We start from the raw sequence: 23,524 nt of genomic DNA, 5'->3' as shown, positions 1-23,524 counted from the left end.
GGAGCAATGCTTGGCCGTCACCCTTGCGGCGCAGGCGCCTGGATTCGGATCTTGGATTGTGAAGATTTTGTCACGCGGCCAATCTGGCCAACCGCGGTCTCGTCAAATACAAGGACGGCCGTCGGAGCGTGTCAGCGGAGAGCCTGAACGGTTTTCAGGACGAGCACGCCAGAACATCAGGCGATGTCGGGGAATGGCATGAGGTCAATCGGACGAATCTTGCGAGGCGCTGCTGCGGTATTCGCGCTGCCGGGCATGGTGCTGGGATCGAACCCGGCCCACGCCCAGGATGAATTCCCGTTCGGCTTCCTGATGACGCTCGACGCGGCGCGGATGCCCGGCTCGAAGCGGATTCCCTCGCTCGAGATCGGCGACAATGGCGAGGTGTCGCTCGAGCTCTGGTGCGATGGCGGCAGGGGCCAGTTCTCGATCGCCGGCAACACCATCATCTTCGTCCCCGGCGCGATGGAGAACCGCACCTGTCCGCCGGATCGCGCCCAGGCCGACAGCGACCTGCTGGCGGCGCTCAGCAACGCGGCCACGTGGCGGCGGGAAGGTGATTTCGTCACGCTGCTCGGCGGCAAGCCGCTGCGCTTCCAGATCAACAGCAACTGACGAGTGAAGCGATCGGCGCGCGGCCGCTCAGGGCGTAGCGACCAATCCGTTCGCGGTCGCGACGATCCAGCGGTTGCCCCAGCGCACGATCGAATCGACGCGGCCAAGTCCGGGGACGACGTCGCCGCGGGCGACCATCTTGACGCCGTCCGGTCCCTCCAGCACGGCGGTACCGTCGCGGACCTCGAGGACCGACCATCCGGGAACGGTGCCCGGCCGCGTCTCGGGTGCCGTCGCAAGCTGTGGCTTCGTCGACAGCGCGGCGGCCTGTGCGTTCAAGGTCGTGGGCGCGGCGCCCATCGTGAGCGGGCGCGGATTGGCCGTGGCCTTGGGAATGCTGCCGGTGACGGCGGGCTCGGAATTGGAAGCGGAGCGTCGCGCACCCTCGCTTCGCGTCCGCGTTTCCGCGACGCGGGGCGGCGGCGGCGCCTCCTTCTGGGCGACGACCTGGCTCGGGCCGGACGTGCCTGCGAACTCGTGCCAGTACTGGCTGCCGGCCCATCCCAGCACGAAGCTTGCCGCCAGCGCGGTGGCCGCCAGCACCAGCGTGCCAACCCGGTCGGCGAACGGCTCGCGCAGCAGCAGGGCGGCGTCGTGATTCTCGTTCGAGACATCCCACAGATCCGCCGGCTGGCCCGGCGCGTGGCCGCCGGCCAAATCTGTCGGCCAGATGCTCGCAGCGCTCGTCGGCTCGCGGTCTTGCATGGCGTGACCTAGTGTTCGGACGCGCGAATGATGATCCCGGAAACTAAATCGAGCCTTAATTTTCGGTGACCGAACTGCGGCAAAACACCCCGTAGATTGACGGGGTTGCTCCCGGGAATCGGGTCGTCTGCCGGAGCAGTGGCCGCTAACGTCGCCGCAGATGCGATGGAGATGAGCATGGCGAAGAGCTACGGCACCGTGAGCGCAGAGCAAAAGCGGCAAATGAGCGGCCTCGATTTCGTCCAGGGCCTTGCCAGCGGCGCGCTGCCGCTCAACACGATCGCGCGCACGCTGGGCTATGACGTTGTGGAGGCCGAGCGCGGCCGCGTCGTGGTCACGCTCATGCCGACCGATGCGCATCTCAATCCGGCCGGCACCGTGCACGGCGGCCTCACGGCGACGCTGCTCGACAGTTGTATGGGACTCGCGGTGCAGTCGACGCTCGATGCCGGAACGAGCCAGACCACGCTCGAGTTCAAGATTTCGCTAGTCCGGCCGATCACGCCGGAGACCGGCCCGATCAGGGCGGAGGGCACCATGCTCAATTGCGGCCGCCGCGTCGGCACTGCTGAGGGCAGGGTCACCGACCAGCAGGGACGGCTACTCGCTCACGGCACGACGACGTGCCTGATCTTTCCGGCGTAACGCGCCGCTGCATCGATGGACTGCTGACGCACCGGTTTCTGGAATGCTTCTCGCAGAACATTCGACGAAGCGCATTTGAATCGCGCTTTGTAATTCGCAGGCAGAATGGAAGCCGGCGCAACGCCGGCTTCCATCGCCGCAGGATCTAGCTGGCAGTCTCTTGAGATGCCGCCATGTTGTTCCAGCCGGCCGGAAGCGCCCCGCCGGGCCGCGTCGCGGCACCTTCGGGTTCGGGCAGGCGGATGAGGCCGAGCTGCAGCATGGCGGTGATCGCGTCTTCTTGTCCGAGCTCCTCGGCGATCCGGCCCTGCTGCACGCGCAGCACGGTCGTCCCGGCGAAGGTCATCTTGCGGCCGGAGGCGGCGGGCAGCGAGCCGAGGCGGAAATCGCTGAACGCAGGTCCGGTGTGGGTGCCGCCGCCTTCCCAGCGGCCGACGACGAGGTCACCGTCCGCGATCAGTTCGCCGACGCCCCAGAAATTGAGATCGGGAAACGCCTCGCGAAACGCGGTCATGAAGTTGAGCACTGCGGCGCGTCCACGCTTCGGCTCATGCATCGGGTAGTGCACGACGATATCGGCGGTCGCGAGCTCGTTGACGATGCGCGGATTCCACGGGTTGCCCCAGAACTCCGTGAACCATCGGGCGACGACGGCCTTGTTCTCGTCTGACATCGGATCATCTCCATTCGCTGATGGCCGGCCTCGCGCGTCGCGTGACCGGCGGTGCATCGATGCGTGCAGTGAACATCGGGATAGCGCGATCCCACCACCCGATTTCGGATCGGGCGCGACGCCGGGTCGTGATCGAGATTCTGCCTTGCAGCTTTGGCGCTTAGTGACGTTTTTCGCGCGCGGTCGCGCATTCCGGAATCGGGTGGTGCGCGGGACGGCTGCGCGAAATCCTATCCGCTGCCACAGAGGAGCACATCATGCGTAACTTCGATGCGATCGCCGCGCTGCGCGGCGAGGGACTTCGCCCCGAGCTCCGGGCGCTGCTCGATCGCGCCGCGGCCGGGCGCAGCATCGAGCTGTTCGTCGGAGCCGACGGAATGCTGCAGTCCGGCCCGGACGCCACGCCGACGCCGTCACAAGACAACGTCGTGCCGCTCAGGCGCGAGCCGGTCGAGCAAGCCGACGACGCGTGCGAGACGACGCGAACGTCGACCGGCTAGAGCAATGAGTTTGACTCCGAATCGAGCGGCGTACTCCGGTTCACCTCGCCCCGCCTGCGGGGAGAGGTCGGAACGCATCGTCAGATGCGTTCCGGGTGAGGGGGAGTCTCCGCAAACGCAGCTGCTACCGCATGCGCGGAGAGAGCCCCTCACCCCAACCCTCTCCCCGTAAGAACGGGGCGAGGGAGCACAGCACCGTCGCCGCGCGACTTTGCCTCATCACGTCGAGGACCAATTCGGCCTCAGTGCCATACCGACTTGTCGGCGTCCCAGCGCTGGCCCTTGAACTCCTTGAGCAGTGCGTCGATCGAGCCGTTGTCGTCCATCGGCTCGCCGCCTTCCTCGTCGCTGCCGGTGTCTTCCGACAGGTTCAGCTTCGGCCCGGCGCTGTCGTCCGTGGTCGAGGTCGACGGGCTCGAGACCCACAGGATCAGGCGGTCGGTGGCGCCGGGCTTCTCGGGCGAGACCAGCGCGGTGATCTCGAGATTGGTGGTGAGGCCGAGCGCCGGGTAGGTCTTGCTCGGCCGCTTCAGGATCAGCTTCAGCTTGCCGGTGTTGGCGTTCCAGGTCGCGGAGGCCGGCTTGGCCGACAGCGTCCGCGACAACACGGTCGAGATCGCGGTTGCGATCTTGTCCTTGTTGATCTTCTCGCCGCTCGCCCAGTCGGCGGCGGCAAAGCGGATGGTGCGATCCATCTCGACCACGCCGCTGGTCCAGCCCGCGGCGGTCACGCCGGGGGCCGCCTTCGCCTTGGCGAGCAGCGCCGCCGCGCGCTCCGGATCGACGGTGAGGTTGATGGTCTGCTCGCCCGAGCGCAGCTCGTCGCAGGTCACCGCGAGGCTGGAGGTGCTGACCTCGACCGCCTCGCCCTTCAGGCTCTTGAGGAAGTCGGCCGCCGCATCCAGCTTGACCCGCACGCCCATCGCTTCCGGCGACACGTCGGTGAAATCCTTCGGCGCCGGCGTGATGCCGTCGTCGGTGGCCTGGTTGTCGGTGAATTCCTTCTCGCTGAGATCGGAATTGTCGGTGGAGGCGACCTCGGTCACGGTTTGGCCGACCGTGATCTGGCCGCGGAATTCAAAGCTGTCGCCGGTCTGCTTGCGGTTCAGCTTGATGGTCACCGGCTGCTTGTCGGCGATGCTCTGGGTGGTGCCCGACAGCGAAGTGCCGCTGACGGTGAGATTGGCGACGAAGCGGTCCTTGCGGTCGGAGCCTTTCTCCGCGGGATAGCAGACGTCGAGCACCGCCGCGGTGACGGTCTTGCCCTGGCGGGTTTCCTTGAGGACGACGTCGGCATTGCCGTCCATCAGGCCGTCGATCGCGGTGAAATAGCGCGTCTCCGGGCCGCCGCTGGTCGCCGCCTTCGGCGAGAGCTTCATCTGGGCGAGGGCGGGCGCCGAGGCGACGGCGAAACCAAGCAGCAGGAGCGGGAGCGCGCGCATGGGAAGTCCTCGAGGGGAAGAATCGGGTTCCGTCGTAACTAGCAAACCTGTGTGTCATTGGCCAAAAAAGAAGGCCGCCCGGAGGCGGCATCGGTGTGCGCATCGCGCCTCGTTCACGATGCGCGCTCGCCCGGTTCCTCGCCGCTCTCCAGCCTGCCGCGCAGCGCGCGGATCACGCGATGCATGGTTTCGATGTCCTTGACCGCAAGCCCGTCGGCGAGGCCGTTCACCCAGGGCGATTGCAGGCGCATCGCGGCGTCGAAGGCCTGGCGTCCCTTGTCGGTCAGCACCACGAGCTGCGCGCGGCGGTGATGCGGGTTGGTCTCGAATGTGACGAGCCCGTCGCGCTCCAGATCGTTGACGATGCGCTGGATGTTCTGGCGGTTGGCGCCGAGGTCGCGCGCCAGCCAGGCCACCGGCTGCGCGCGTTCGGCGGCGATGATGGCGCCGAGGATCTGCCAGCGGGCGCTGGTCAGGCCGAGCCCGGCCACCAGCCGGTCGCCGGCCGTGAACAGCAGGCTGTTGAGGCGGAACAGGTCGAGGATGAGCCCGCTCAGGGCATCGCCTGCCGCGGTTCGCTTGGCATGGGGCATTTGTCACCATAGGATGGTATTGACATTATGATGTCAATTTATTATGTGTCCATCGTAACGAAATGACATCATAGCACCATATCGAACGGAGCCAACCATGCCCCAGATGCGTCCCCTGGATCCCGCATTCCCGATCGATCGCCAGCTAGCCGTCGAGGCCGCCGCCGTCGTGCTCGTCAACCTGTTCACGCTCGATGCGGCCGACGAAGACGCCTTCCTCAAAGCTTGGCAGGACGACGCCGTGATCATGAAGCGGCAGCCGGGCTTCATCTCGACCCAGTTGCACCGCGCGCTCGGCGACAGCCCGGCCTATCTGAACTACGCGGTCTGGGAATCCACCGCCGCATTCCGCGCCGCCTTCGTCAATCCCGAGTTCAGGGCCAAGCTCGGCGCCTATCCGGCGTCCGCGGTGGCGTCGCCGCATCTGTTCGAGAAGGTCGCGGTGCCGGGCGTGTGCGTGGCGTGAGGGGCTTTGCGCTCCCTCTCCCCGTTCTTACGGGGAGAGGGCTGGGGTGAGGGGCTCCATCCGGCGAGCACCGTGCTGCTTGTTGAACAGCGTGCCTTGCCCCTCACCCGGATCGCATCTGCTATGCGATCCGACCTCTCCCCGCAAAGCGCGGGGAGAGGTGAAAGCCTGGCGCGGATGCTGGGACAAAAAAGAAGGCCGCCCGGAGGCGGCCTTCGATCTCGATGCTGATGTGCGATGAACGGCTCAGAAGCCGCCCATTCCACCCATGCCGCCGCCGCCCGGCATCGCCGGCGCGGCGTCCTTCGGCAGCTCGGCGACCATGGCTTCGGTGGTCACCAGCAGGCCGGCCACGGAGGAGGCGTCCTGCAGCGCGGTGCGCACCACCTTGGCGGGGTCGATGATGCCCTTGTCGACCATGTCGACATAGTCCTCGGTCTGCGCGTCGAAGCCGAAGGTCTCCGACTTGTTCTCGAGGATCTTGCCGACCACGATCGAGCCCTCGACGCCGGCGTTCTCCGCGATCTGGCGCAGCGGAGCTTCCAGCGCCTTCAGCACGATGTTCATGCCGGCCTGGACGTCGGCATTGTCGTTGGAGAGACGGCCGACCGCCTTCTTGGCGCGCAGCAGCGCGACGCCGCCGCCCGGCACGATGCCTTCCTGCACCGCGGCGCGGGTTGCATTCAGCGCGTCCTCGACACGGTCCTTCTTCTCCTTGACCTCGATCTCGGTGGCACCGCCGACCTTGATCACGGCAACGCCGCCGGCGAGCTTGGCCAGCCGCTCCTGCAGCTTCTCACGGTCGTAGTCCGAGGTGGTTTCCTCGATCTGCGCCTTGATCTGGCCGACGCGGGCGTCGATGTCCTTCTTCTTGCCGGCGCCCTTGACGATCGTGGTGTTCTCCTTGTCGATCACGATCTTGCCGGCGCGGCCGAGCATGTTCACCGTGACGCTTTCGAGCTTCATGCCGAGATCGTCGGAGATCAGCTGACCGCCGGTCAGGATCGCGATGTCCTCGAGCATCGCCTTGCGGCGATCGCCGAAGCCCGGCGCCTTGACGGCGGCGACCTTGAGGCCGCCGCGCAGGCGGTTGACCACCAGCGTCGCCAGCGCCTCGCCCTCGACGTCCTCGGCGAGGATCAAGAGCGGACGGCCGGACTGCACCACGGCTTCCAGCACCGGCAGCATCGCCTGCAGGCCGGACAGCTTCTTCTCGTGCAGCAGGATGTAGGCATCCTCCAGCTCGGCGGTCATCTTCTCGGCATTGGTGACGAAGTAGGGCGACAGATAGCCGCGGTCGAACTTCATGCCCTCGACGATGTCGACCTCGGTATCGAGCGACTTGTTCTCCTCGACCGTGATGACGCCCTCGTTGCCGACCTTCTGCATCGCCTGCGCGATCATCTTGCCGATTGCGGCATCGCCATTGGCCGAGATGGTTCCCACCTGGGCGACCTCGGCGGAGGAGGCGACCGGCTTGGCGCGCTTCTCGAGGTCCTTGACCACGGCCGACACAGCGATGTCGATGCCGCGCTTCAGGTCCATCGGGTTCATGCCGGCCGCGACCGACTTGCCGCCCTCGCGCACGATGGCCTGGGCCAGCACGGTCGCGGTGGTGGTGCCGTCACCGGCAGTGTCGTTGGTCTTGGAGGCGACCTCGCGCAGCATCTGCGCGCCCATGTTCTCGAACTTGTCCTCGAGCTCGATCTCCTTGGCGACGGTGACGCCGTCCTTGGTGATGCGCGGGGCGCCGAAGCTCTTCTCGATGACGACGTTGCGGCCCTTGGGGCCGAGCGTCACCTTGACGGCATTGGCGAGCACGTCGACGCCGCGCAGCATGCGCTCGCGGGCGTCTCCGGCGAATTTCACGTCCTTGGCGGCCATCTCTTGAACTCCTGGGTGTCGGTGATGTGCTTGCTGTTTTTTGATGCTCGTCATTGCCGGGCTTGACCCGGCAATCCATCGCCTCTGCAAGACTCTTTCGAAGCTTGATGAATGCCCGGGTCCTCTGAGCGAAGACGCGCTTCGCGCTTTAGCCCGGGCATGACGTCGATGTGTGGTAGCAGTAGGCTTAGCTCAGCACGCCCATGATGTCGGACTCCTTCATGATCAGGAGCTCCTGGCCGTCGAGCTTGACCTCGGTGCCCGACCATTTGCCGAACAGCACGCGGTCGCCGACCTTGAGGTCGATCGGGATCAGCTTGCCGGCCTCGTCGCGGCCACCCGGGCCGACGGCGACGATTTCACCCTGGGAGGGCTTTTCCTTGGCCGTGTCCGGAATGATGATGCCGCCCTTGGACTTCTCGTCGGCATCGATACGCTTGACCACGACGCGGTCGTGCAGCGGGCGGAAATTGGATTTAGCCATGACGTTCCCTCTTGGAAGGCTCGGTTTCAGGTCCGGTTCATCGGGACCGGCCCTAAATGCCGGCCCAGTCGGCGCCGGGCGAGAGGCCCGACACGTTTAGCAATCATGGAGCTAGAGTGCTAATTGCGCGCGGGAATATGGCTTGGCGGGTTTCCTGTCAAGCAAAGGGGTTAAGGCCTTGGTGAGGCCAATATAGGATGGTGGACCAGAAACCAAATCGTAGCGATGCCGTCATTTTTCGGACGTCATTGCTCCGCCTAACGTTTTACGCTTGGCTGCAGGAGGGTGCGGCCGAAGCAGGAGTCGGGGGATGCACATGATCAGGTCACTCAATGCGCGATTGGTCGCACGCTACGCGGCCGTCCCGGCGCTGATGCTATTGCTGGGCGGCTGCAGCAGCACGAGCCTGCCGTCGTTTTCGTCCAACGAGCCCCCGCCGCAGGCCGACCAGCCGGTGGCGGAGATGCCCGCGACCATCCGCGCCGACGAGATCGTCGGCCGCTGGGGCCTCGCCTCGTTCCAGAACCCCGCCGACCGCAAGCGCACCGAGGACGCCGCGCGCGGCCAGTGCAAGCAGCCCTACGTGATCGGCGCCGGCCAGAACGGCGGCGTCATCATGCACCTCGCCGACCAGGCCACCCCGCAGGAACTCCGCCTCAAGGGCTCGCCAAGCGGCAAGAACTATATCGGCCCGCCCGGCCCGACGCCCGGCGAACAGGACCGCGAGATCATCTCGTTCGACGGCCGCGTCATGATCACCCGCTTCGTCGACAAGGACGCCGGCGTCCGCTACGGCAACATGGTCTACGTCCGCTGCGCGCCAAGGGCGTAGGAGGGCGGAGTTTCTCCCCTAACGTCAGGGCCGCATCGGCGGTGCACCTCTCCCCTTGTGGGAGAGGTCGGATTGCATCGCAGATGCAATCCGGGCGAGGGGTATCTCTCCGCGGGCGCCCCTCTCAATTCTGAATCTGCGGAAAGATACCCCTCATCCGGCGCTTCGCGCCACCTTCTCCCACAAGGGGAGAAGGGAAGGGACGCTGTCACCGAGGCAAACAAAAGCGCTAGCGAATTGAACATCGCGTCGATGCCGTCCTGCGAGTCCCGCCCCCTCGGACAAATGGCCCCGACGCTATTCACGTCGGGGCCATTCGAGATCATCGGTCACGGGTACATCCGCCGGACCATACGATCACAGGCATTACTGGTCACGGTATCCGACCGCGGCTGGATGTGGCAATCGCTCGATCGGGGTAATCACATTCGGCACGAAAGCGGATGGCGGACAGCTCGCGCTTGTGCCAACCGCAACGCAGCCGGCTACGTCAGTTTGTTTTTGCAAGCCGATACGTACCCTTCTTGTGGCCGATGACCTGACCAATGCCTTCGAAATTGCTCTTGAGGGGCTCGATGGAGATGATGAGTTCGGCTTTGAGCCCTTCGAACTTTCCGGTCCCGCCGGTTATGTTGCACTTGTTGGGTTGCCCCGGCAGGAAATCGCATTGCTCAAATGTCTGGTCGCCGTCCTTGTCAACGTAAGTACAGAACCCGCGGACTTCGACGGTCTTTGCCGACGTATCTCTGAGCCGACTGAACTGGCAGCGTCCGCCCATGTTATGGAGCACCGGATTTCCCGCGTCGTTCGTTGCTGCCATCGCCTGGTTCAGCAGGTCAAACTCTCGACCGCCGCCGATCGGCATCGGCTTGGGCGGCGGGATTGGTGTTGCAACAAATGTCACCGAGACGGGGCCTTCCGGCGGCATGCTCTGAGCCTGGGCATTGCCGGCCGTCAGGACCGCAGCAATCGAGGTCAACGCGACAAGTACGTGAGCAATTGACATCGTTCCCTCCATAATGGCGTTTGAGAACCAATTGCGTTCTGAGATGATTTAATCAGCAAATAGACTGCTTGAAGCAAATTGCGCGCGCTCCTGTTGCAGGAGCGTGCGATGAAACGTACAACCCTGCATTGCTCCATACAAGTTGGCGCATTCGACCAATTGACGCAGATGGGTCAGCGTTGCTGACGAGCCGTCGGTCCGAGCGAAGCGAAGCAATCCATCGCCCGCAACGAGAGCATGGATTGCTTCGAAGCTCTCGCTCTCCGCTCCGACGAGTGCCATCGGCCCAAACAAAAACGCCGGCCCTGCGGCCGGCGTTTTGCGTCTCTATCCGGTCAACCTCAGTTGAACATCGCGTCGATGTCGTCCTGCGAGGCGTGGCCGGCGTCGCCGTCGAGCTTCGGGCCGTTGAGCAGTTTCGCATCGCCCTCGCGGGTGTCGACGACCGGCACGGCGTGCGCCTTGATTGCGTCGACGCCGCCCCAGATGTTCATCATCTCGTTGATGTGCTGCTCGATGAATTTCATCGTCTGCATCACCTTGCTGATGCGCTGTCCGGTGAGGTCCTGGAAGTTGCAGGCCTCGAAGATCCCGATCACGCGCTCCTGGATCTCCTCGCTGAGCAGCTTCTGCTGATCCGGCGTGACGTTCTTCGACAGCGCGGTCGCGGCCTGGTCGATCGCCTCGGTCGCCTCGAGGATCTGCTGGGTGGCCTGCTCGGTGCCGCCGACCACGGCGCCGAGTTCGCCATTGACCTTGGCCATCTCCTCGCCGTTGAAGCTCTTGCCGTGCAGCACGGCGATCTCGCGCTTGGTGCGGCTGATCGCGTCGTGGATCAGGTCGAGCTCGACCTTGAGCTTCTCGCATTGTTCGACCTGGGCGCGGTAGGTTTCGAGCAGCGCATGCGCCTCGGCGACCTCGCGCGCGATCGCGCTGCCGACGCTGTCGGTCGTGCTCTGGGGCTGGGTCGCTGCCATCTGGGCCCGGATCGAGCGCAGCTCGGCCATGATCTCGCGGTGCATCGGGCCGATATCGCCGCCGCTGGATGCCTCCACCTCCGGCACCGCCGGCTCGCCCAAAATGGCCTGTTCGACACGAAAACGCTTGCGCTTCACTGACATGATTTTCATTCCCGCCCCATAAATCCGCACCGTTCTAGACGGAGCCGATTTAACGTGAGGTTCACGCGCCGACAGTTCGCGCTGGCGTTGTACAGTCGCCTCGACACTTGCGGTTAACCATGTTGCCGCCGCGTTCACGCAAAATAAACGCTGTCCGGCAAAACCGCGGCCGATTGACGATGTGGTGAATCCAAACCGCCGCCGCGTTTACCAAACCGCTGCGGTTTTCATTGCTTATTGACCACGTGCAACGGCGCATGTCGGCGTCCGCGCGCAACACGTTCCGACGAAACCAGTACAGAGTACGTCGATGTTCAAGAGAACCACGCTTGCGCTGCTTGCCGGCGCTTCTTCGCTCGTCGCAATTCCCCATCACGCCATGGCGATCGACGCATCCGCGCCGCCGGAGCCCACCGTGCTCTACGCGCCGCAAATGCCGCCGCAACCGCCGATGCGCACGGCCTACGCGCAGCCGCAGCGCTCCAGCATGGGCGGCGGCTTCATCGAATTCCTGTTCGGTGATGCTCCGTCGTCGCAGGGCTACGCGCCGCAAAATCCTTCCGCCTATCAGCAGCAGCCGGGCTATTACGGCAACCGCCTGCCGCCGATGGATCCGCAGCAGCAGATGCTGCGTCAGCAGGAGGACGCGGGGCTCGATCCGAGGCAGCGTCAGTTCGATCCGAGATACGAGAAGCAACAGGTCGAGTACACCGGCAAGGAAGGCGCCGGCACCATCGTCGTCGATACGCCGAACAAGTTCCTCTATCTGGTGCAGGGCGACGGCCGCGCGCTGCGCTATGGCATCGGCGTCGGCCGGCCCGGCTTCACCTGGGCCGGCGTCAAGACGATCTCGGCCAAGAAGGAATGGCCGGCCTGGACCCCGCCGCCGGAAATGCTGGCGCGCCGTCCCGACCTGCCGCGGCACATGGAAGGCGGCCCGGAGAATCCGCTCGGCGCGCGCGCGATGTATCTGGGCTCGTCGCTCTACCGCATCCACGGCTCCAACGAGCCCTGGACCATCGGCACCAACGTCTCCTCCGGCTGCATCCGGATGCGCAACGAGGACGTGATCGACCTCTACGGCCGCGTCAATGTCGGCGCGAAAGTCGTGGTGATGTGAGCTTGGCCTTGTAGCCCGGATGGAGCGAAGCGAAATCCGGGAATGGCCTCACCGCGGACGAAGCGGCCCCGGATTGCGCTTCGCTCCATCCGGGCTACGGATCAAAACGAAACGGCCGCTCTGTTCGAGCGGCCGTTTGTCGTTCACGCGATGCGCTTACGCGTAATTGCTGTCGTCGCCGCCGCCATCGTCGAAACCGCCGTCGTCGTCATTGTCGAAGCCGTCGGAATCGTGGTCGTTGTTGTTGTAATCGTCATTGCGGTTGTAGTCGTCGTTGCGATCGTTCGACGCCTGGTCGAACAGGCCGGAGCGCGAGCCCTGGTCGTTGTCGCGGCCGGATGAGCCGATATCCTTGATGCCGGCGTCGCGCGCCAGATCGCTCGAGGACTGGTCGCCGCCCCACGGGCGCGAACCGCCGCCACCGCCAAGACCGTCGGCCAGTGACTGGTGGCTGCCGCCGCCGCCCATCAGGCCGCGGATGCTGCTCATCAGCATGGAGCCGCCGACCACGCCGGCCGCCGCTGCCGCGGCAGTGCCGAGGAACGAGCCGCCGCCACCGCCGCCGAAGGCCGGCGGCTGCGGAGCGCCGTATTGCTGGCCGGGCCCGCCATATTGCTGGCCGTAAGGCGGCGCCGGCTGCCCGTAAGGCGGCTGGCCGTAGCCGCCCGCCTGCTGCATCGCCTGGCCCGTGTTCCAGACCGGGCGGCCACCCGGATCACGACCGGGATCGCGGCCCATGTCGGGGGCGCGCACCGGCGGCACCGAGCCGTGCGATTGGCCCTGTCCGAAGATCGCATCGCGCATCGAATCGAGGAAACCGCCGCCTTGCTGCTGGGCGCCCTGCGGCTGACCGACCGCGGCCTCCAGTTCCTGGATGCGGTCGTGGGCGCGTTTCAGCGCCTCGTCCTGCACCAGCGCCGTCTGCACCAGCGCGTAGACCGCATTCGGCGCCTTGCGCAGGCCGTCCATGATCGCGGACATGGCTTCGTTGTCGCGTGGGGCATTCTCCAGCTTGGCGAGCCGGTCGAAGAGATCGTCGATCAGTTGGCGTTCTTGCGGTGTCATGGCGTTCTCCTTCGCGTCGAACCGAATCGGCGCGCCGAACATGTAGGGCCGGCTTTGTGACGCAAGGAGTGGGCCTGCGGATTAAATTTTATCTATGCGACAAAACGACCGGATGAATGAACCGATTCAACCCAGTGTAACATTGTTCATGGCGAGCAGGTCCTTGAAGGCATCGCTCGCCAGATAGGCATATTCCTTCTCGCGCTGCGTGGTCAGCGGATCGAGATTTCGCAGCGTCTCGTCGACGAATCCGGGATGGCACATCACGAGACCGCCGTCCGGCAGGCCCTTCAGGAACTGCTGCATCAGCGGGCCGAAATCCGGCTCGCCGGTGAAGTCGTAGGCGCCAGCAAACGCCGGGTTGAAGCGCAGGCCAAGCCGTGACGCCTTGCTGCGGAATTGCGTGCTGAGCACATCCAGCACCAGCGATTTCGGTCCGCTGATGCGCTGTGCGAGCGGCAGGTTGAGTCCGCCCTGGCGCACCCACGCCTCCGGCGCGCGTTGCTTCACCGCGCGCAAGAAACCGTCGCGCACCTGCGGGAAGAGCTGTGCGTGCTGATGGCCGTCGACGAAATCGGGCGCGCGACCGAACAGGTCATGGAAAGCCTCGAGCTGCGCCAGCACCTCGGCATGAACCAGTTCGGCATCGAGTCGCCGCAGCAGTCCCGCGCGCAACAGTTTCTGGAACGGCAGGAACATGTCGCCGTCGAGCGGGCGGAAATGCAGGGTCAGCGGCCGGAACGGCGTGGTCAGCGTCACATGCAGGCCGATCGCGCAGCGCGGGCTTTTCGCCACCGAGGCCTGCAGCGCGGCGACCGCGTCGCGGCCGATCGCCGGCGTCACCATCATCACCGAGGTCGCATTGAGGCGGCCGCGTTCGATCAATTCGCGGATCGCGCGGTTGACGCCGTCACTCAGGCCATAGTCGTCGGCGCACAGCCAGATCCGGCGCGGCGTGGCATCGTTCATTCCGCGGCGGTCCGCTCGGGAGCGCTCTGCGTGGTGTTGCCGTCGGCGTGTTTCTCGCTGTGCTCGGCGACGAAGTAGATCGGCCGCGCCTTCAGCTCGGACAGGATCTTGCCGATATATTCGCCGACGATCCCGATCATGATCAGCTGCACGCCGCCGATCGTCATCAGGCCGACCACCAGCGAGGGATAGCCGGGGACCTGCTTGCCGGTGGTCCACACTTCCCAGAGGATCGAGAGGCCGAACAGGAACGCGACGCCGGCGAGCAGCACGCCGAGCAAGCTGGCGAAGCGCAGCGGCGCCACCGAGAACGAGGTGAGGCCCTCGATCGACAGGCCTATAAGCCGCCCGGCATTGAAGGTGGTGACGCCATGCGCGCGCGGCGCCGGCTCGTAGTCGACGCGGATCTGCTTGAAGCCGATCCAGCTGGCGAGACCCTTGAAGAAGCGGTTGCGCTCCGGCAGCTGCCGCAAGGCGGCGGCCGCGCGCGGCGACAGCAGGCGGAAGTCGCCGGCATCCTCGGGGATCTTCTGCCGCGCGCCCCAGTTGATCAGCGCGTAGAAGCCGCGCACCGCGAGCCGCCGTGCCGCCGATTCATTGTCGCGGTTGGCCTTCGCCGTGTAGACCACGTCGTAGCCGTCATCGATCCAGTGCGCGACCAGCCGCTCCACCAGCGTGGGCGGATGCTGGCCGTCGCCGTCCATGAACAGCACCGCGCCGCGGCGGGCGTGGTCGAGGCCGGCCATCAGCGCCGCCTCCTTGCCGAAATTGCGCGACAGCGACACCACCTGGACGTCGAGCGTGTCGGCGGGCAGGCCGCGCGCGATCGCCAGCGTCTCGTCCTTGCTGCCGTCGTCGACATAGACCACTTCGCAGGCGAGCCCGTAGCGGCCGCGCAGCGTCCTGGCGAGGTTGATCAGCCGTTCGTGCAGCGCAACAAGGCCGGCAGCCTCGTTGTAGACGGGCACGACGATGGACAGCCCCTGCGCGGTGGCGGTCCTGGCTGTGGTGGTCAGGCTGGAAACGTCAGAGCCCAGCGTCATCGATCAGGTTCCAGAAACATATAGATACAATATGGTACCGCCTGCCGGCTGTCGCCAACATGAACGGCCCTGCCGACTATTGTCGCAGGAATGCCGCAAGCTTGGCGAACAGCGGGTTCTCGCGGTCGAACACGTAGTCCAGCGACACCACCGACACCGTATCGGCGCCGTGGTCGCGCAGGAAGCTGCCGAGCGCGTAGAGCTTGCCGGGCGGGCAGTGCAGCGTCAGCATGCCGGACGAGGTCGGCCCGCCGAACGGGGCGACCACGCCGAAGCGGTTATGCGCCTCGGTCAGCAGCGCGTCGTTGCAGCCGGCGAAGCGGGTGCGGACCTCGCGATATTTGCTGGCGCGGGCGCGGGCGGCGATGTGGTCGAGGATGACGCGCGCGGTCTCGCGGGCGCCGTCGGACCAGTCGGCATCGCGGGAGGCGACGAGGTTGGCCTGGCTGCGCAGGATCACGCCGTCGTCGAGCACTTTCAGCCCGTTTGCGGCGAGCGTCGCGCCGGTCGTCGTGATGTCGACGATCAGCTCGGCGGTGCCGGCGGCGGGCGCGCCCTCGGTGGCGCCGGCGCTCTCGACGATACGGTAGTCGCCGACGCCGTGCCTGGCGAAGAAGGCGCGCGTCAGGTTGATGTATTTGGTCGCCACCCGCATGCGGTGATTGTGCTGCTCGCGGAAGCCGGAGGCGACGTCGTCGAGATCCGCCATGGTGCGGACGTCGATCCAGGCCTGCGGCACCGCGACCACGACATTGGCGCTGCCGAAGCCGAGGCCGTCGATCATCAGCACCCGCCTGTCGGCATCCGGAATGCTCTCGCGCACCAGATCCTCGCCGGTGACGCCGAGATGCACGGCGCCACGCGCCAGGTTGGCCGCGATCTCGCTCGCCGAGAGATAGGCGATCTCGACATTGTCGACGCCGGCGATGGTGCCGCGATAGTCGCGTGCGCCGCCGGCCTTCGACAGCGAGAGGCCGGCGCGGGCGAAGAAGGCTTCCGCGTTTTCCTGCAGGCGGCCCTTGGACGGCACCGCGACGACGAAGGGCGTGCTCATGCGGCACCTCCGCGGGCGGCCTTGCCATGTTTGGTCAGCGCCTCGATCCAGACCGAGAAGCCGACCGCGGGGATCGGGCTCGCCGCGCCGAGCTGCGACATCAGCCCGTCATAGCGGCCGCCGGCGACCAGCGGCTCGGAGCCATTGCCCCGCGCATGCACCTCGAACTCGAAGCCGGTGTAGTAGTCGAGGCCGCGGCCGAACGAGGTCGAGAACCTGGTGTTGTGAGTGTCGATGCCGCGCGCGGCCATGAAGCCGACGCGGCTCTCGAACTGGTCGATCGCAGCGGTGAGGTCGAGCTTCGCATCGCCGGCCAGCGTGCGCAGCTGCGCCACGGCATCGTCGGGATCGCCCGCGATCGACAGGAAGCGCTTGATGATGTTGACGGCGTCGCGCGGCAGCGCGCCGGCCTTCAGCGTCGACTGTTCGAGGAAGCGGTCGGCGATCTCGGCGACGGTGCGGCCGCCGACATTGGTGGTGCCGGCGATCGACATCAGGTCGGTGACCAGCGCCAGCGCCGCCTTGCGGTCGGAGCCGGCAAGCGCCGCGAGCACGCCCTCATATTCGTTGCGGCCGGGGGCGGTCGCCAGCGTCAGCCGCTCGATGTCGTCGGTCAGCGAAACCTTGCGGTTGAAATCCTTGATCAGGCGGCGCCGCCACACCGGATAGAGCCCGAGCGCGTCGATCAGCGCGTTGAACAGCGCGACGTCGCCAGTGCGGATCTCGACATCGCTGACCCCGAACGCGGTGGTGGCTTCCAGCGCCAGCGCCAGCATCTCGGCGTCGGCCGCGGCGCGGTCCTGCCGCCCGAAGGATTCGATGCCGGCCTGCAGGAACTGGCTCGGCGCGCCGTCGCGATAGCGGAACACGGCGCCGAGATAGCTGAAGCCCGCCGGCTGGCCGGCCCTGGGCGAAGCGAGGTAGTCGCGCGCCACCGGGATCGTGAGGTCCGGACGCAGGCAGAGCTCCTCGCCGGTCGGGTCGGTGGTCAGGTAGAGGCTCTTGCGGATGTCCTCGCCGGAGAGGTCGAGGAACGGCTCGGCCGGCTGCAGGATGGCCGGCTCGGACCTGATGTAACCGGCCTGCGCGAACGAGGCCAGCAGCGCGTCCGCCCAGGAGGCCGCCCCCGAGGCGGAGGCGCTGGCGGATCGTGTAGCGGCAGCTTCGGTCATCTCGCGGGTCCAAAAGGTGCGGAATCGGGTTCCGGACACCGGGTTCCAGGTCGGTTTGGCGCAGCCCTTACCATGCCCGAAGCAGGGTTTCGACAGGGATCGGCCAAGTGGCTTAATGATTGCGTGCGTTAACGATTTTACGACGGCTTGGCTAGAGGCAGGTGACGCCTCAAGCATTGGTCCGTAGCCCGGATGCAGCGCAGCGAAATCCGGGACCGGTTTATCCGCGGTGAAACTGTTCCCGGATTTCGCTTCGCTCCATCCGGGCTACGGGACCGGTTTACCCCCGCCAATCCCCCAGCGCCGCCTGCACCAGCGCGAGCGCCGCCACGGCGGCCGTATCCGCCCGCAGGATGCGTGGGCCGAGCGCGAGGCGGACGGTTTTCGGCTGGCGCAGCAGCAGCGTGCGCTCCTCCTCGGCGAAACCGCCTTCGGGGCCAATCAGCACATCGATCCCCCCAATCGTCGATGCCGCCTGCAACGCCTGCACGGGATTCGCGACCTCGGCAGCCTCATCGCAGAACACCAGCAGCCGCGTCTCGTCGCGTCCGGCCAAAAAACGCTCGAATGGAACCGGATCGGCGACCTCGGCGAGCGAGATGATCCCGCATTGCTCGGCGGCCTCGATCACATTGGCGCGCATCCGCTCGCCATTGACCCGCGACACCTGGGTGTAGCGCGTCAGCACCGGCTGCAGCCGCGCGGCGCCCATCTCGACCGCCTTCTGCACCATGTAATCGAGCCGGGCATGCTTCAGCGGCGCGAACACGCAGGCGATATCGGGCAGGCTATCCTGCGCGCGGGTCTGCGCCGTGATCGTCAGCGTGTCGGCCCGCTTGCGGCCGCTGATTTCGGCGCGCCATTCGCCGTCGCGGCCGTTGAACGCCAGCACGGTGTCGCCGGCCGAAAGCCGCAGCACGTTGCCGAGATAGTTGCTCTGGTCGCGGTCGAGCGTGACCGTGGAGCCGCCGCTCAAGGGCGCGTCGACGAACAGACGGGGGCTGCGAAAATCGTGATCAGGCATATTTGATGGTTCCGATTTACCGCTGTTCGTAGCCTAAAGGCTTAGAATCGGGGAACAATTTAATGCGGCCGATGTGGCTCTACGCCGCGCTGTCGCCCAAATCCACGGGTTGTTAAGGCCTCACAGGAATCGTAAAAACGCCCCCAAATTTCGTTGCTTCGTTTTGATGCGCTGGGGTTGCCTGGACCTTTGCCGGAGAAAGACCCTCGATGATCCGCCGCTTGATCGTGCTGACCGTTGCCGTGACCGCCCTGTCCGCGGGCCATGCGGCTGCCCAGAGCGCTTTTCCGGCCCCGTTGCCCGGTCAGACCGGCACCGTCAACGACCCGGCCTTTCCGCCGGTGAACGGCGCACGTGCCGCCCCGGCCCGCGCCCCCGCCAATAGCCCCTTTCCGCCGGTCAACGGCGCTCCCGCGGCGAATGTCGGCGCGACGCCGTCGGCGTTCCCGAGCAATGGCGCGGCCCCGATCGCCGGCGGCGGATTGTCGTCGCCGCCCCCGCCGCCCGGTGCAGGCGGAGGTGAGGGCGGTGCGTCCGAGGCCTGCATGAAGAACTTCGTCCCGCTGCGCGAGGAGGCCGAGAAGCGCGGCAAGGCGATCAAGACCGCGAGCGACAAGCACGCCAGCGCGGCCGAGGCCTGCAAGCTGATCGGCAACTACAGCCAGGCCGAAGTCAAGATGATCAAGTACGTCGAGGCCAATGCGAACAAGTGCGGAATTCCGCCCCAGATCTCCGACCAGCTGAAGGCCGGCCACAAGAACACCGAAGGCCTGCTGAAGCGGGTCTGCGGCGCCGCCGAGCAGCAGGCCCAGGCGCAGTCGCGCGGACCCGCGGGTCCCTCGCTCAGCGACGTGCTGGGCTCGTCTGCGGCGCTGCCGGAAGCGACGCCGACCAAGAAGGGCGGCAGCACCTTCGATACGTTGAACGGCAACGTTCTCACCCGGTAACGGATCGTCCAGGAGCGATCTTATGAGCGACCTCAGCGCCCGTGTTGCCGACTCCACCGGCAACTGGGTGGATACGCATGCGCCGGTCTGGACGCGGCCGTATCTGCGGCTGTCGCGGTTCGACCGCTCGATCGGGTCGTGGCTGCTGTTGATGCCGTGCTGGTGGTCGGCGGCGCTCGCCGCCGGCGTCGCGCATGACATCAGGCAATTGCCGCTGCTGGTCGTGCTGTTCCTGATCGGCGCCTTCGTGATGCGCGGTGCCGGCTGCACCTGGAACGACATCACCGACCGCGATCTCGACGACAAGGTCGAGCGCACACGGTCGCGGCCGATCCCGGCCGGGCAGGTGAGCGTGACACAGGCACTGGTCTGGATGGTGCTGCAGGCGCTGGTCGGCCTTGCCGTGCTCTTGCAGTTCAACCGCTTCGCGGTGCTCACCGGCATCGCCTCGCTGGCGATCGTCGCGATCTATCCCTTCATGAAGCGCATCACCTGGTGGCCGCAGGCCGTGCTCGGCCTCGCCTTCTCCTACGGCGCGCTGATGGGATTTGCGGCGACGTTCGGCCGGATCGATCCGGCCGCGGTGGCGCTCTACGCCGGATCGATCGCCTGGGTGATCGGCTACGACACCATCTACGCCCATCAGGATGCCGAGGACGACGCGCTGATCGGCGTCAAATCCACCGCGCGCCTGTTCGGCGAACGCACCCATCGCGCGCTGGTGGTGCTGTACGGCCTCGCCGTGCTGCTGATCGGCATCGCGCTCGTGCTCGCGGGTGCGCGCTGGCCGGCATGGATCGGCCTCGCCGCCTTCGCGCTGCATCTGGCCTGGCAGATCCGCCGGCTCGACATCAAGGACGGCGCGCTCTGCCTGCGCATCTTCTGGTCCAACCGCGAAGCCGGCCTGCTGCTGTTCACCGGCCTCGTCGCCGACGCCGTGCTGCGCGCGATGTGAAGGCGACAAGCCGGAGCAAACCTGAGGTGGGCCGCGAAGCTGTATCCCCGTCCACCACTGTCATCGCCCGGCTTGACCGGGCGATCCAGTACGCCGCGGCCTCTCGGTTCAATAACCACTGCCTCTGGAATACTGGATCACCCGGTCAAGCCGGGTGATGACACCGCGTTGTTGGGCGCGGGATGCGAACCAAACTCACCCGTTGGATTTAATCCCGCGCGATGATCTCGCGCTCCTCGCGATGGATGCTGGCCTCGTTGAGGCGGAAGCCCGCGCGGCGGCGGACCAAAAATTTCGGGCGGCGTCGGCTGATCGTGTTGCGGCGGCGGCGGCGCGCTGCCGGTTCGCGAGGGGTTTCTTCGGTCAGTTGCGGGAGCTGGAAGATCTCGCTCCACATCTGCCAGGCCGAAGCGATCTCGTCGGCGTCCGAACTCGAGCCGAGCGGAATGGTGAGCGCGGGATCGCGATGCACCAGCACCAGCATCTGCGCATCGTCGATGCCGCGCACGGCAACGCCGAGAAAATCGCTGACGCGGACATTGACGGCCATCCGCATGCCGAGCACGGCACGGCGCAGCACGACATGTTCGCGATGAAGTTCGACCTGCCGCGTGCCGCCATCCGCGCGCGAATCCTGCGCGTGGAAGGAGAGCGGAAGGGAAAGAGGGTCGAGCCGCAGTGCACGGCTCGACCCGGCGGAATTGATTCCGCTTGTTGGTGTTTGACGCCTCACGCCTTATCTCCCCGCCGGGATTATGTTCCCGGTCGACAGGTGAGACCTTAGCGGACGCGTTGCCGTTTCGGCTTAAAAAGCCTGGTTAACCCGATCTGACTCGCCGCCATGATTGATAAGAGGTTGGCCCGCATGATTGACGAAGCCTTGCAAGGACCCCTCAAATCTTTGTTGTCCAGTACCGCAAAACGCTTGAAATCGCTGTGAATCCGGCACATCTGGTGGGTTCGTGCCCTCCATCCCGGCCAGCCGTCCAATCCGCAGGAATTCATTCGTGAACCCTTCACCATCTGCCGATCTGTTCGACCAATCCGTCTTGAGCGATCTTGCGCAGCGTCTGGTCGATGCCGCCAAGCGTGCCGGCGCCGATGCGGCCGATGCGGTCGCGGTGCGCGGCGTCTCGCAGGGCGTCGAGGTACGCGACGGCCGCGTCGAGGAAACCGAACGCTCCGAGGGCGACGACGTCGGACTGCGCGTGTTCGTCGGCCGCCGCCAGGCGGTGGTGTCGACCAACGACGTCAGCGGCGACGGCATCGCAAAGCTCGCCGAGCGCGCGGTCGCGATGGCGCGCGTAGCGCCCGACGACAAATATGTCGGGCTCGCCGATCCGGCGCTGCTCGCGCATGATTTCCCCGATCTCGATCTGCTCGACCGCACGGTTCCCTCCACCGCCGAGCTCGAGCAGCGCGCGATGGCGGCGGAGGCCGCGGCGCTCGCGGTCAAGGGCGTCAGCAAGTCGGGCGGCGCATCGGCCTCGACCGGGATCGGCGGCATGGTGCTGGTGACCTCGACCGGATTCCACGGCTCTTACTTGCGCTCCAGCCATTCGATCTCGACGACGGCGATCTCCGGTGAAGGCACCGGCATGGAGCGCGATTACGATTTCACCAGCGCGCTGCATGGCGCCGATCTCGAGTCGCCCGCTGTGGTCGGCCGCAAGGCCGGTGAGCGCGCGGTGGCGCGGACCAATCCGCGCAAGGTTGAGACCTGCAAGGTGCCCGTGGTGTTCGACCCGCGCGTCGCGGGCTCGATGATCGGCCACCTCGTGGGCGCCATCAACGGCGCCTCGATCGCGCGCAAGACCTCCTTCCTGAAAGACAAACTCGGCGAGCAGCTGTTCTCGAAGAACATCCGTATCATCGACGATCCCTTGCGGGTGCGCGGCCTGCGCTCGCAGACCTTCGACGCCGAGGGCGTCAAGGTGAAGCAGACGGCGCTGATCGACGCCGGCGTGCTGACCACCTGGATCCTCGATTCCGCGACCGCGCGCGAGCTCGGCCTCGTCACCACCGGTCACGCGCATCGCGGCGTGTCGTCCTCGCCGTCGCCGGGGTCATATAATCTTCATCTCGAGCCCGGTACGGCAACGCCGACCGAGCTGATCTCCGACATCAAGCAGGGCTTCTACGTCACCGACCTGATCGGCTCCGGCGTCAACGGCGTCACCGGCGACTACAGCCGCGGCGCCTCCGGCTTCTGGATCGAGAACGGCGAGATCACCTACGCGGTCAGCGAGGTGACCATCGCCGGTCACCTGCTGCCAATGTTCAAGTCGCTGGTCGCGGCCAACGATCTGGAATTCCGCTACGGCGTCAACGCGCCGACGCTGCGCATCGAGGGCCTGACGCTTGGCGGACGCTGACACGGACGACTGGACCAAGGCGCGCGATGCCGCGCTGCTGACCAGATCGGTGCAGGAGGCGGGCCGCCTGGCGCTGTCGCTGTTCCGCACCGAATTGAAAAACTGGATCAAGGGCGCCTCGTCGCCGGTCTCCGAGGCCGACATCGCGGTCAACGACCTCCTGGAGCAGCAATTGCGCTCGGCGACGCCGGATTACGGCTGGCTGTCGGAGGAGAGCGCCGACGATCCGGCGCGGCTCGGCAGGCGGCTGACCTGGATCGTCGACCCGATCGACGGCACCCGCTCCTATCTCGCCGGCCGCGAGGACTGGTGCGTCAGTGTGGCGCTGGTTGAAAAGACCACACCGGTGCTCGCGGCGGTGTATGCGCCGGTGAACGAGGAATTCTTTTTCGCCGCGCGCGGGCAGGGTGCCACGTTGAACGACACCGCCGTGCACGCAAGTTCAGGCAGCGATTTCAGTTTTCCGCGCATGGCCGGCCCGAAGCCGCTGCTGCAGCGGCTCAGCCCGACGCCGGACGAGATCACGCCGCATCCGCGGATCGGATCGCTCGCCCTGCGGCTGTGCCGGGTAGCACAAGGTCGTCTTGACGCGGCCTTTGCCGGCGGGCAAAGCCGCGACTGGGACCTTGCCGCGGCGAATTTGATCGTGCAGGAAGCGGATGGTAGGATGACCGCGCTCTCGGGGGATGCGATCGAGTACAATCGCCGGGACGTGACGCATGGGGTGCTGGTGGCAGCAGGACGCGATCGTCATGCACGCATTGTCGAGCATTTTCATCAGCGTCCGCTGCCGTAAGGCCTCGCCGAACCGCGCCGCGCATCCGACCGTCATGA

General features: G+C 66.2%; 25 protein-coding genes. 10 read left to right on the top strand and 15 right to left on the bottom strand.

From position 1 onward, the window contains the following. Positions 1 to 255: 255 nt before the first annotated feature. Positions 256 to 615 carry an META domain-containing protein gene (locus JQ633_RS26550; RefSeq protein WP_249159684.1) on the top strand — a complete coding sequence of 120 codons (360 nt, stop codon included), beginning with the start codon at positions 256 to 258 and terminating at the stop codon, positions 613 to 615. A gap of 27 nt (positions 616 to 642) precedes the next feature. Here the strand turns inward: JQ633_RS26550 and JQ633_RS26545 are convergent, their stop codons facing one another. Beyond that, a complete protein-coding gene (locus JQ633_RS26545) occupies positions 643 to 1,320 on the bottom strand; it encodes a hypothetical protein (protein ID WP_211988054.1) in 678 nt (225 codons plus the stop codon). A gap of 177 nt (positions 1,321 to 1,497) precedes the next feature. Here JQ633_RS26545 and JQ633_RS26540 point away from each other — a divergent pair, with 177 nt between their 5' ends. Next, positions 1,498 to 1,965 (top strand): PaaI family thioesterase, encoded by a 468-nt coding sequence (locus JQ633_RS26540; RefSeq protein ID WP_211988053.1) that lies wholly within the window; start codon positions 1,498 to 1,500, stop codon positions 1,963 to 1,965. 145 nt (positions 1,966 to 2,110) lie between these two features. On the opposite strand, the gene JQ633_RS26535 is transcribed toward JQ633_RS26540, so the two are convergent. Then, positions 2,111 to 2,638 carry an ester cyclase gene (locus tag JQ633_RS26535; RefSeq protein ID WP_211988052.1) on the bottom strand — a complete coding sequence of 176 codons (528 nt, stop codon included), beginning with the start codon at positions 2,636 to 2,638 and terminating at the stop codon, positions 2,111 to 2,113. A 257-nt stretch (positions 2,639 to 2,895) separates the two neighbouring features. Between JQ633_RS26535 and JQ633_RS26530 the strand changes: the two genes are divergently transcribed. Continuing rightward, positions 2,896 to 3,138 carry a hypothetical protein gene (locus JQ633_RS26530; RefSeq protein ID WP_211988051.1) on the top strand — a complete coding sequence of 81 codons (243 nt, stop codon included), beginning with the start codon at positions 2,896 to 2,898 and terminating at the stop codon, positions 3,136 to 3,138. 242 nt (positions 3,139 to 3,380) lie between these two features. Here JQ633_RS26530 and JQ633_RS26525 read toward each other — a convergent pair whose 3' ends face one another. Further along, positions 3,381 to 4,580 carry a hypothetical protein gene (locus JQ633_RS26525; RefSeq protein WP_211988050.1) on the bottom strand — a complete coding sequence of 400 codons (1,200 nt, stop codon included), beginning with the start codon at positions 4,578 to 4,580 and terminating at the stop codon, positions 3,381 to 3,383. 113 nt (positions 4,581 to 4,693) lie between these two features. Beyond that, a complete protein-coding gene (locus JQ633_RS26520) occupies positions 4,694 to 5,173 on the bottom strand; it encodes a MarR family winged helix-turn-helix transcriptional regulator (protein WP_211988049.1) in 480 nt (159 codons plus the stop codon). A gap of 97 nt (positions 5,174 to 5,270) precedes the next feature. Here JQ633_RS26520 and JQ633_RS26515 point away from each other — a divergent pair, with 97 nt between their 5' ends. Continuing rightward, positions 5,271 to 5,639 (top strand): antibiotic biosynthesis monooxygenase family protein, encoded by a 369-nt coding sequence (locus JQ633_RS26515; protein WP_211988048.1) that lies wholly within the window; start codon positions 5,271 to 5,273, stop codon positions 5,637 to 5,639. A gap of 246 nt (positions 5,640 to 5,885) precedes the next feature. On the opposite strand, the gene groL is transcribed toward JQ633_RS26515, so the two are convergent. Continuing rightward, positions 5,886 to 7,523 carry a chaperonin GroEL gene (gene groL, locus JQ633_RS26510; RefSeq protein ID WP_211988047.1) on the bottom strand — a complete coding sequence of 546 codons (1,638 nt, stop codon included), beginning with the start codon at positions 7,521 to 7,523 and terminating at the stop codon, positions 5,886 to 5,888. Between the two features lie 187 nt (positions 7,524 to 7,710). Next, positions 7,711 to 8,007: a co-chaperone GroES gene (locus tag JQ633_RS26505; RefSeq protein ID WP_211988046.1), complete on the bottom strand. Its 297-nt coding sequence runs from the start codon at positions 8,005 to 8,007 to the stop codon at positions 7,711 to 7,713. Positions 8,008 to 8,323: 316 nt separating this feature from the next. Here JQ633_RS26505 and JQ633_RS26500 point away from each other — a divergent pair, with 316 nt between their 5' ends. After that, the gene (locus JQ633_RS26500; RefSeq protein WP_211988045.1) at positions 8,324 to 8,839 is read left to right on the top strand and encodes a hypothetical protein; all 516 of its coding nucleotides are present in this window, start codon (positions 8,324 to 8,326) and stop codon (positions 8,837 to 8,839) included. 490 nt (positions 8,840 to 9,329) lie between these two features. On the opposite strand, the gene JQ633_RS26495 is transcribed toward JQ633_RS26500, so the two are convergent. Together JQ633_RS26495 and JQ633_RS26490 are read right to left on the bottom strand one after the other, a co-directional pair. Beyond that, complete coding sequence (locus tag JQ633_RS26495; RefSeq protein ID WP_211988044.1) at positions 9,330 to 9,845, bottom strand: hypothetical protein; 516 nt, start codon at positions 9,843 to 9,845, stop codon at positions 9,330 to 9,332. Positions 9,846 to 10,186: 341 nt separating this feature from the next. Next, positions 10,187 to 10,966, bottom strand: a complete 780-nt coding sequence (locus tag JQ633_RS26490) for a protein phosphatase CheZ (protein ID WP_211988043.1) — start codon at positions 10,964 to 10,966, stop codon at positions 10,187 to 10,189. Between the two features lie 310 nt (positions 10,967 to 11,276). Here JQ633_RS26490 and JQ633_RS26485 point away from each other — a divergent pair, with 310 nt between their 5' ends. Then, a complete protein-coding gene (locus tag JQ633_RS26485; protein WP_211988042.1) occupies positions 11,277 to 12,086 on the top strand; it encodes a L,D-transpeptidase in 810 nt (269 codons plus the stop codon). Positions 12,087 to 12,242: 156 nt separating this feature from the next. On the opposite strand, the gene JQ633_RS26480 is transcribed toward JQ633_RS26485, so the two are convergent. The 6 genes from JQ633_RS26480 to JQ633_RS26455 form a co-directional block, all read right to left on the bottom strand. Next, positions 12,243 to 13,151: a DUF2076 domain-containing protein gene (locus JQ633_RS26480; protein ID WP_211988041.1), complete on the bottom strand. Its 909-nt coding sequence runs from the start codon at positions 13,149 to 13,151 to the stop codon at positions 12,243 to 12,245. A 126-nt stretch (positions 13,152 to 13,277) separates the two neighbouring features. Continuing rightward, complete coding sequence (locus JQ633_RS26475) at positions 13,278 to 14,120, bottom strand: ChbG/HpnK family deacetylase (RefSeq protein ID WP_211988040.1); 843 nt, start codon at positions 14,118 to 14,120, stop codon at positions 13,278 to 13,280. Beyond that, entirely contained in the window at positions 14,117 to 15,163 is a 1,047-nt protein-coding gene (locus tag JQ633_RS26470; RefSeq protein WP_211988039.1) for a glycosyltransferase family 2 protein, read from the bottom strand. Before JQ633_RS26470 ends, JQ633_RS26475 begins: the two co-directional genes overlap by 4 nt. A gap of 76 nt (positions 15,164 to 15,239) precedes the next feature. Beyond that, positions 15,240 to 16,217, bottom strand: a complete 978-nt coding sequence (gene hisG, locus JQ633_RS26465) for an ATP phosphoribosyltransferase (protein ID WP_211988038.1) — start codon at positions 16,215 to 16,217, stop codon at positions 15,240 to 15,242. Further along, positions 16,214 to 17,389, bottom strand: a complete 1,176-nt coding sequence (locus tag JQ633_RS26460; RefSeq protein WP_211988037.1) for an ATP phosphoribosyltransferase regulatory subunit — start codon at positions 17,387 to 17,389, stop codon at positions 16,214 to 16,216. The genes hisG and JQ633_RS26460 overlap by 4 nt, the downstream gene beginning before the upstream one ends. 280 nt (positions 17,390 to 17,669) lie before the next feature. Then, complete coding sequence (locus tag JQ633_RS26455; RefSeq protein ID WP_211988036.1) at positions 17,670 to 18,413, bottom strand: 16S rRNA (uracil(1498)-N(3))-methyltransferase; 744 nt, start codon at positions 18,411 to 18,413, stop codon at positions 17,670 to 17,672. A 209-nt stretch (positions 18,414 to 18,622) separates the two neighbouring features. On the opposite strand from JQ633_RS26455, the gene JQ633_RS26450 reads away from it, so the two are divergent. Together JQ633_RS26450 and ubiA are read left to right on the top strand one after the other, a co-directional pair. Continuing rightward, positions 18,623 to 19,360 carry a hypothetical protein gene (locus JQ633_RS26450; RefSeq protein ID WP_211988035.1) on the top strand — a complete coding sequence of 246 codons (738 nt, stop codon included), beginning with the start codon at positions 18,623 to 18,625 and terminating at the stop codon, positions 19,358 to 19,360. A gap of 22 nt (positions 19,361 to 19,382) precedes the next feature. Then, a complete protein-coding gene (gene ubiA / locus JQ633_RS26445; RefSeq protein ID WP_211988034.1) occupies positions 19,383 to 20,315 on the top strand; it encodes a 4-hydroxybenzoate octaprenyltransferase in 933 nt (310 codons plus the stop codon). A 208-nt stretch (positions 20,316 to 20,523) separates the two neighbouring features. Here ubiA and JQ633_RS26440 read toward each other — a convergent pair whose 3' ends face one another. Beyond that, entirely contained in the window at positions 20,524 to 21,048 is a 525-nt protein-coding gene (locus JQ633_RS26440; RefSeq protein ID WP_211988033.1) for a DUF6101 family protein, read from the bottom strand. A 274-nt stretch (positions 21,049 to 21,322) separates the two neighbouring features. Here JQ633_RS26440 and JQ633_RS26435 point away from each other — a divergent pair, with 274 nt between their 5' ends. Together JQ633_RS26435 and JQ633_RS26430 are read left to right on the top strand one after the other, a co-directional pair. Next, on the top strand, positions 21,323 to 22,690 hold the full coding sequence (locus JQ633_RS26435; protein WP_211988032.1) for a TldD/PmbA family protein: 1,368 nt from the start codon (positions 21,323 to 21,325) through the stop codon (positions 22,688 to 22,690). Further along, complete coding sequence (locus JQ633_RS26430; RefSeq protein ID WP_211988031.1) at positions 22,677 to 23,486, top strand: inositol monophosphatase family protein; 810 nt, start codon at positions 22,677 to 22,679, stop codon at positions 23,484 to 23,486. Before JQ633_RS26435 ends, JQ633_RS26430 begins: the two co-directional genes overlap by 14 nt. Positions 23,487 to 23,524: the final 38 nt, after the last annotated feature.

The sequence above is a fragment of the Bradyrhizobium tropiciagri genome (genome assembly GCF_018130505.1).
Lineage (GTDB): Bacteria > Pseudomonadota > Alphaproteobacteria > Rhizobiales > Xanthobacteraceae > Bradyrhizobium > Bradyrhizobium tropiciagri_B.
This window is presented reverse-complemented; position numbering and strand designations above follow the sequence as displayed.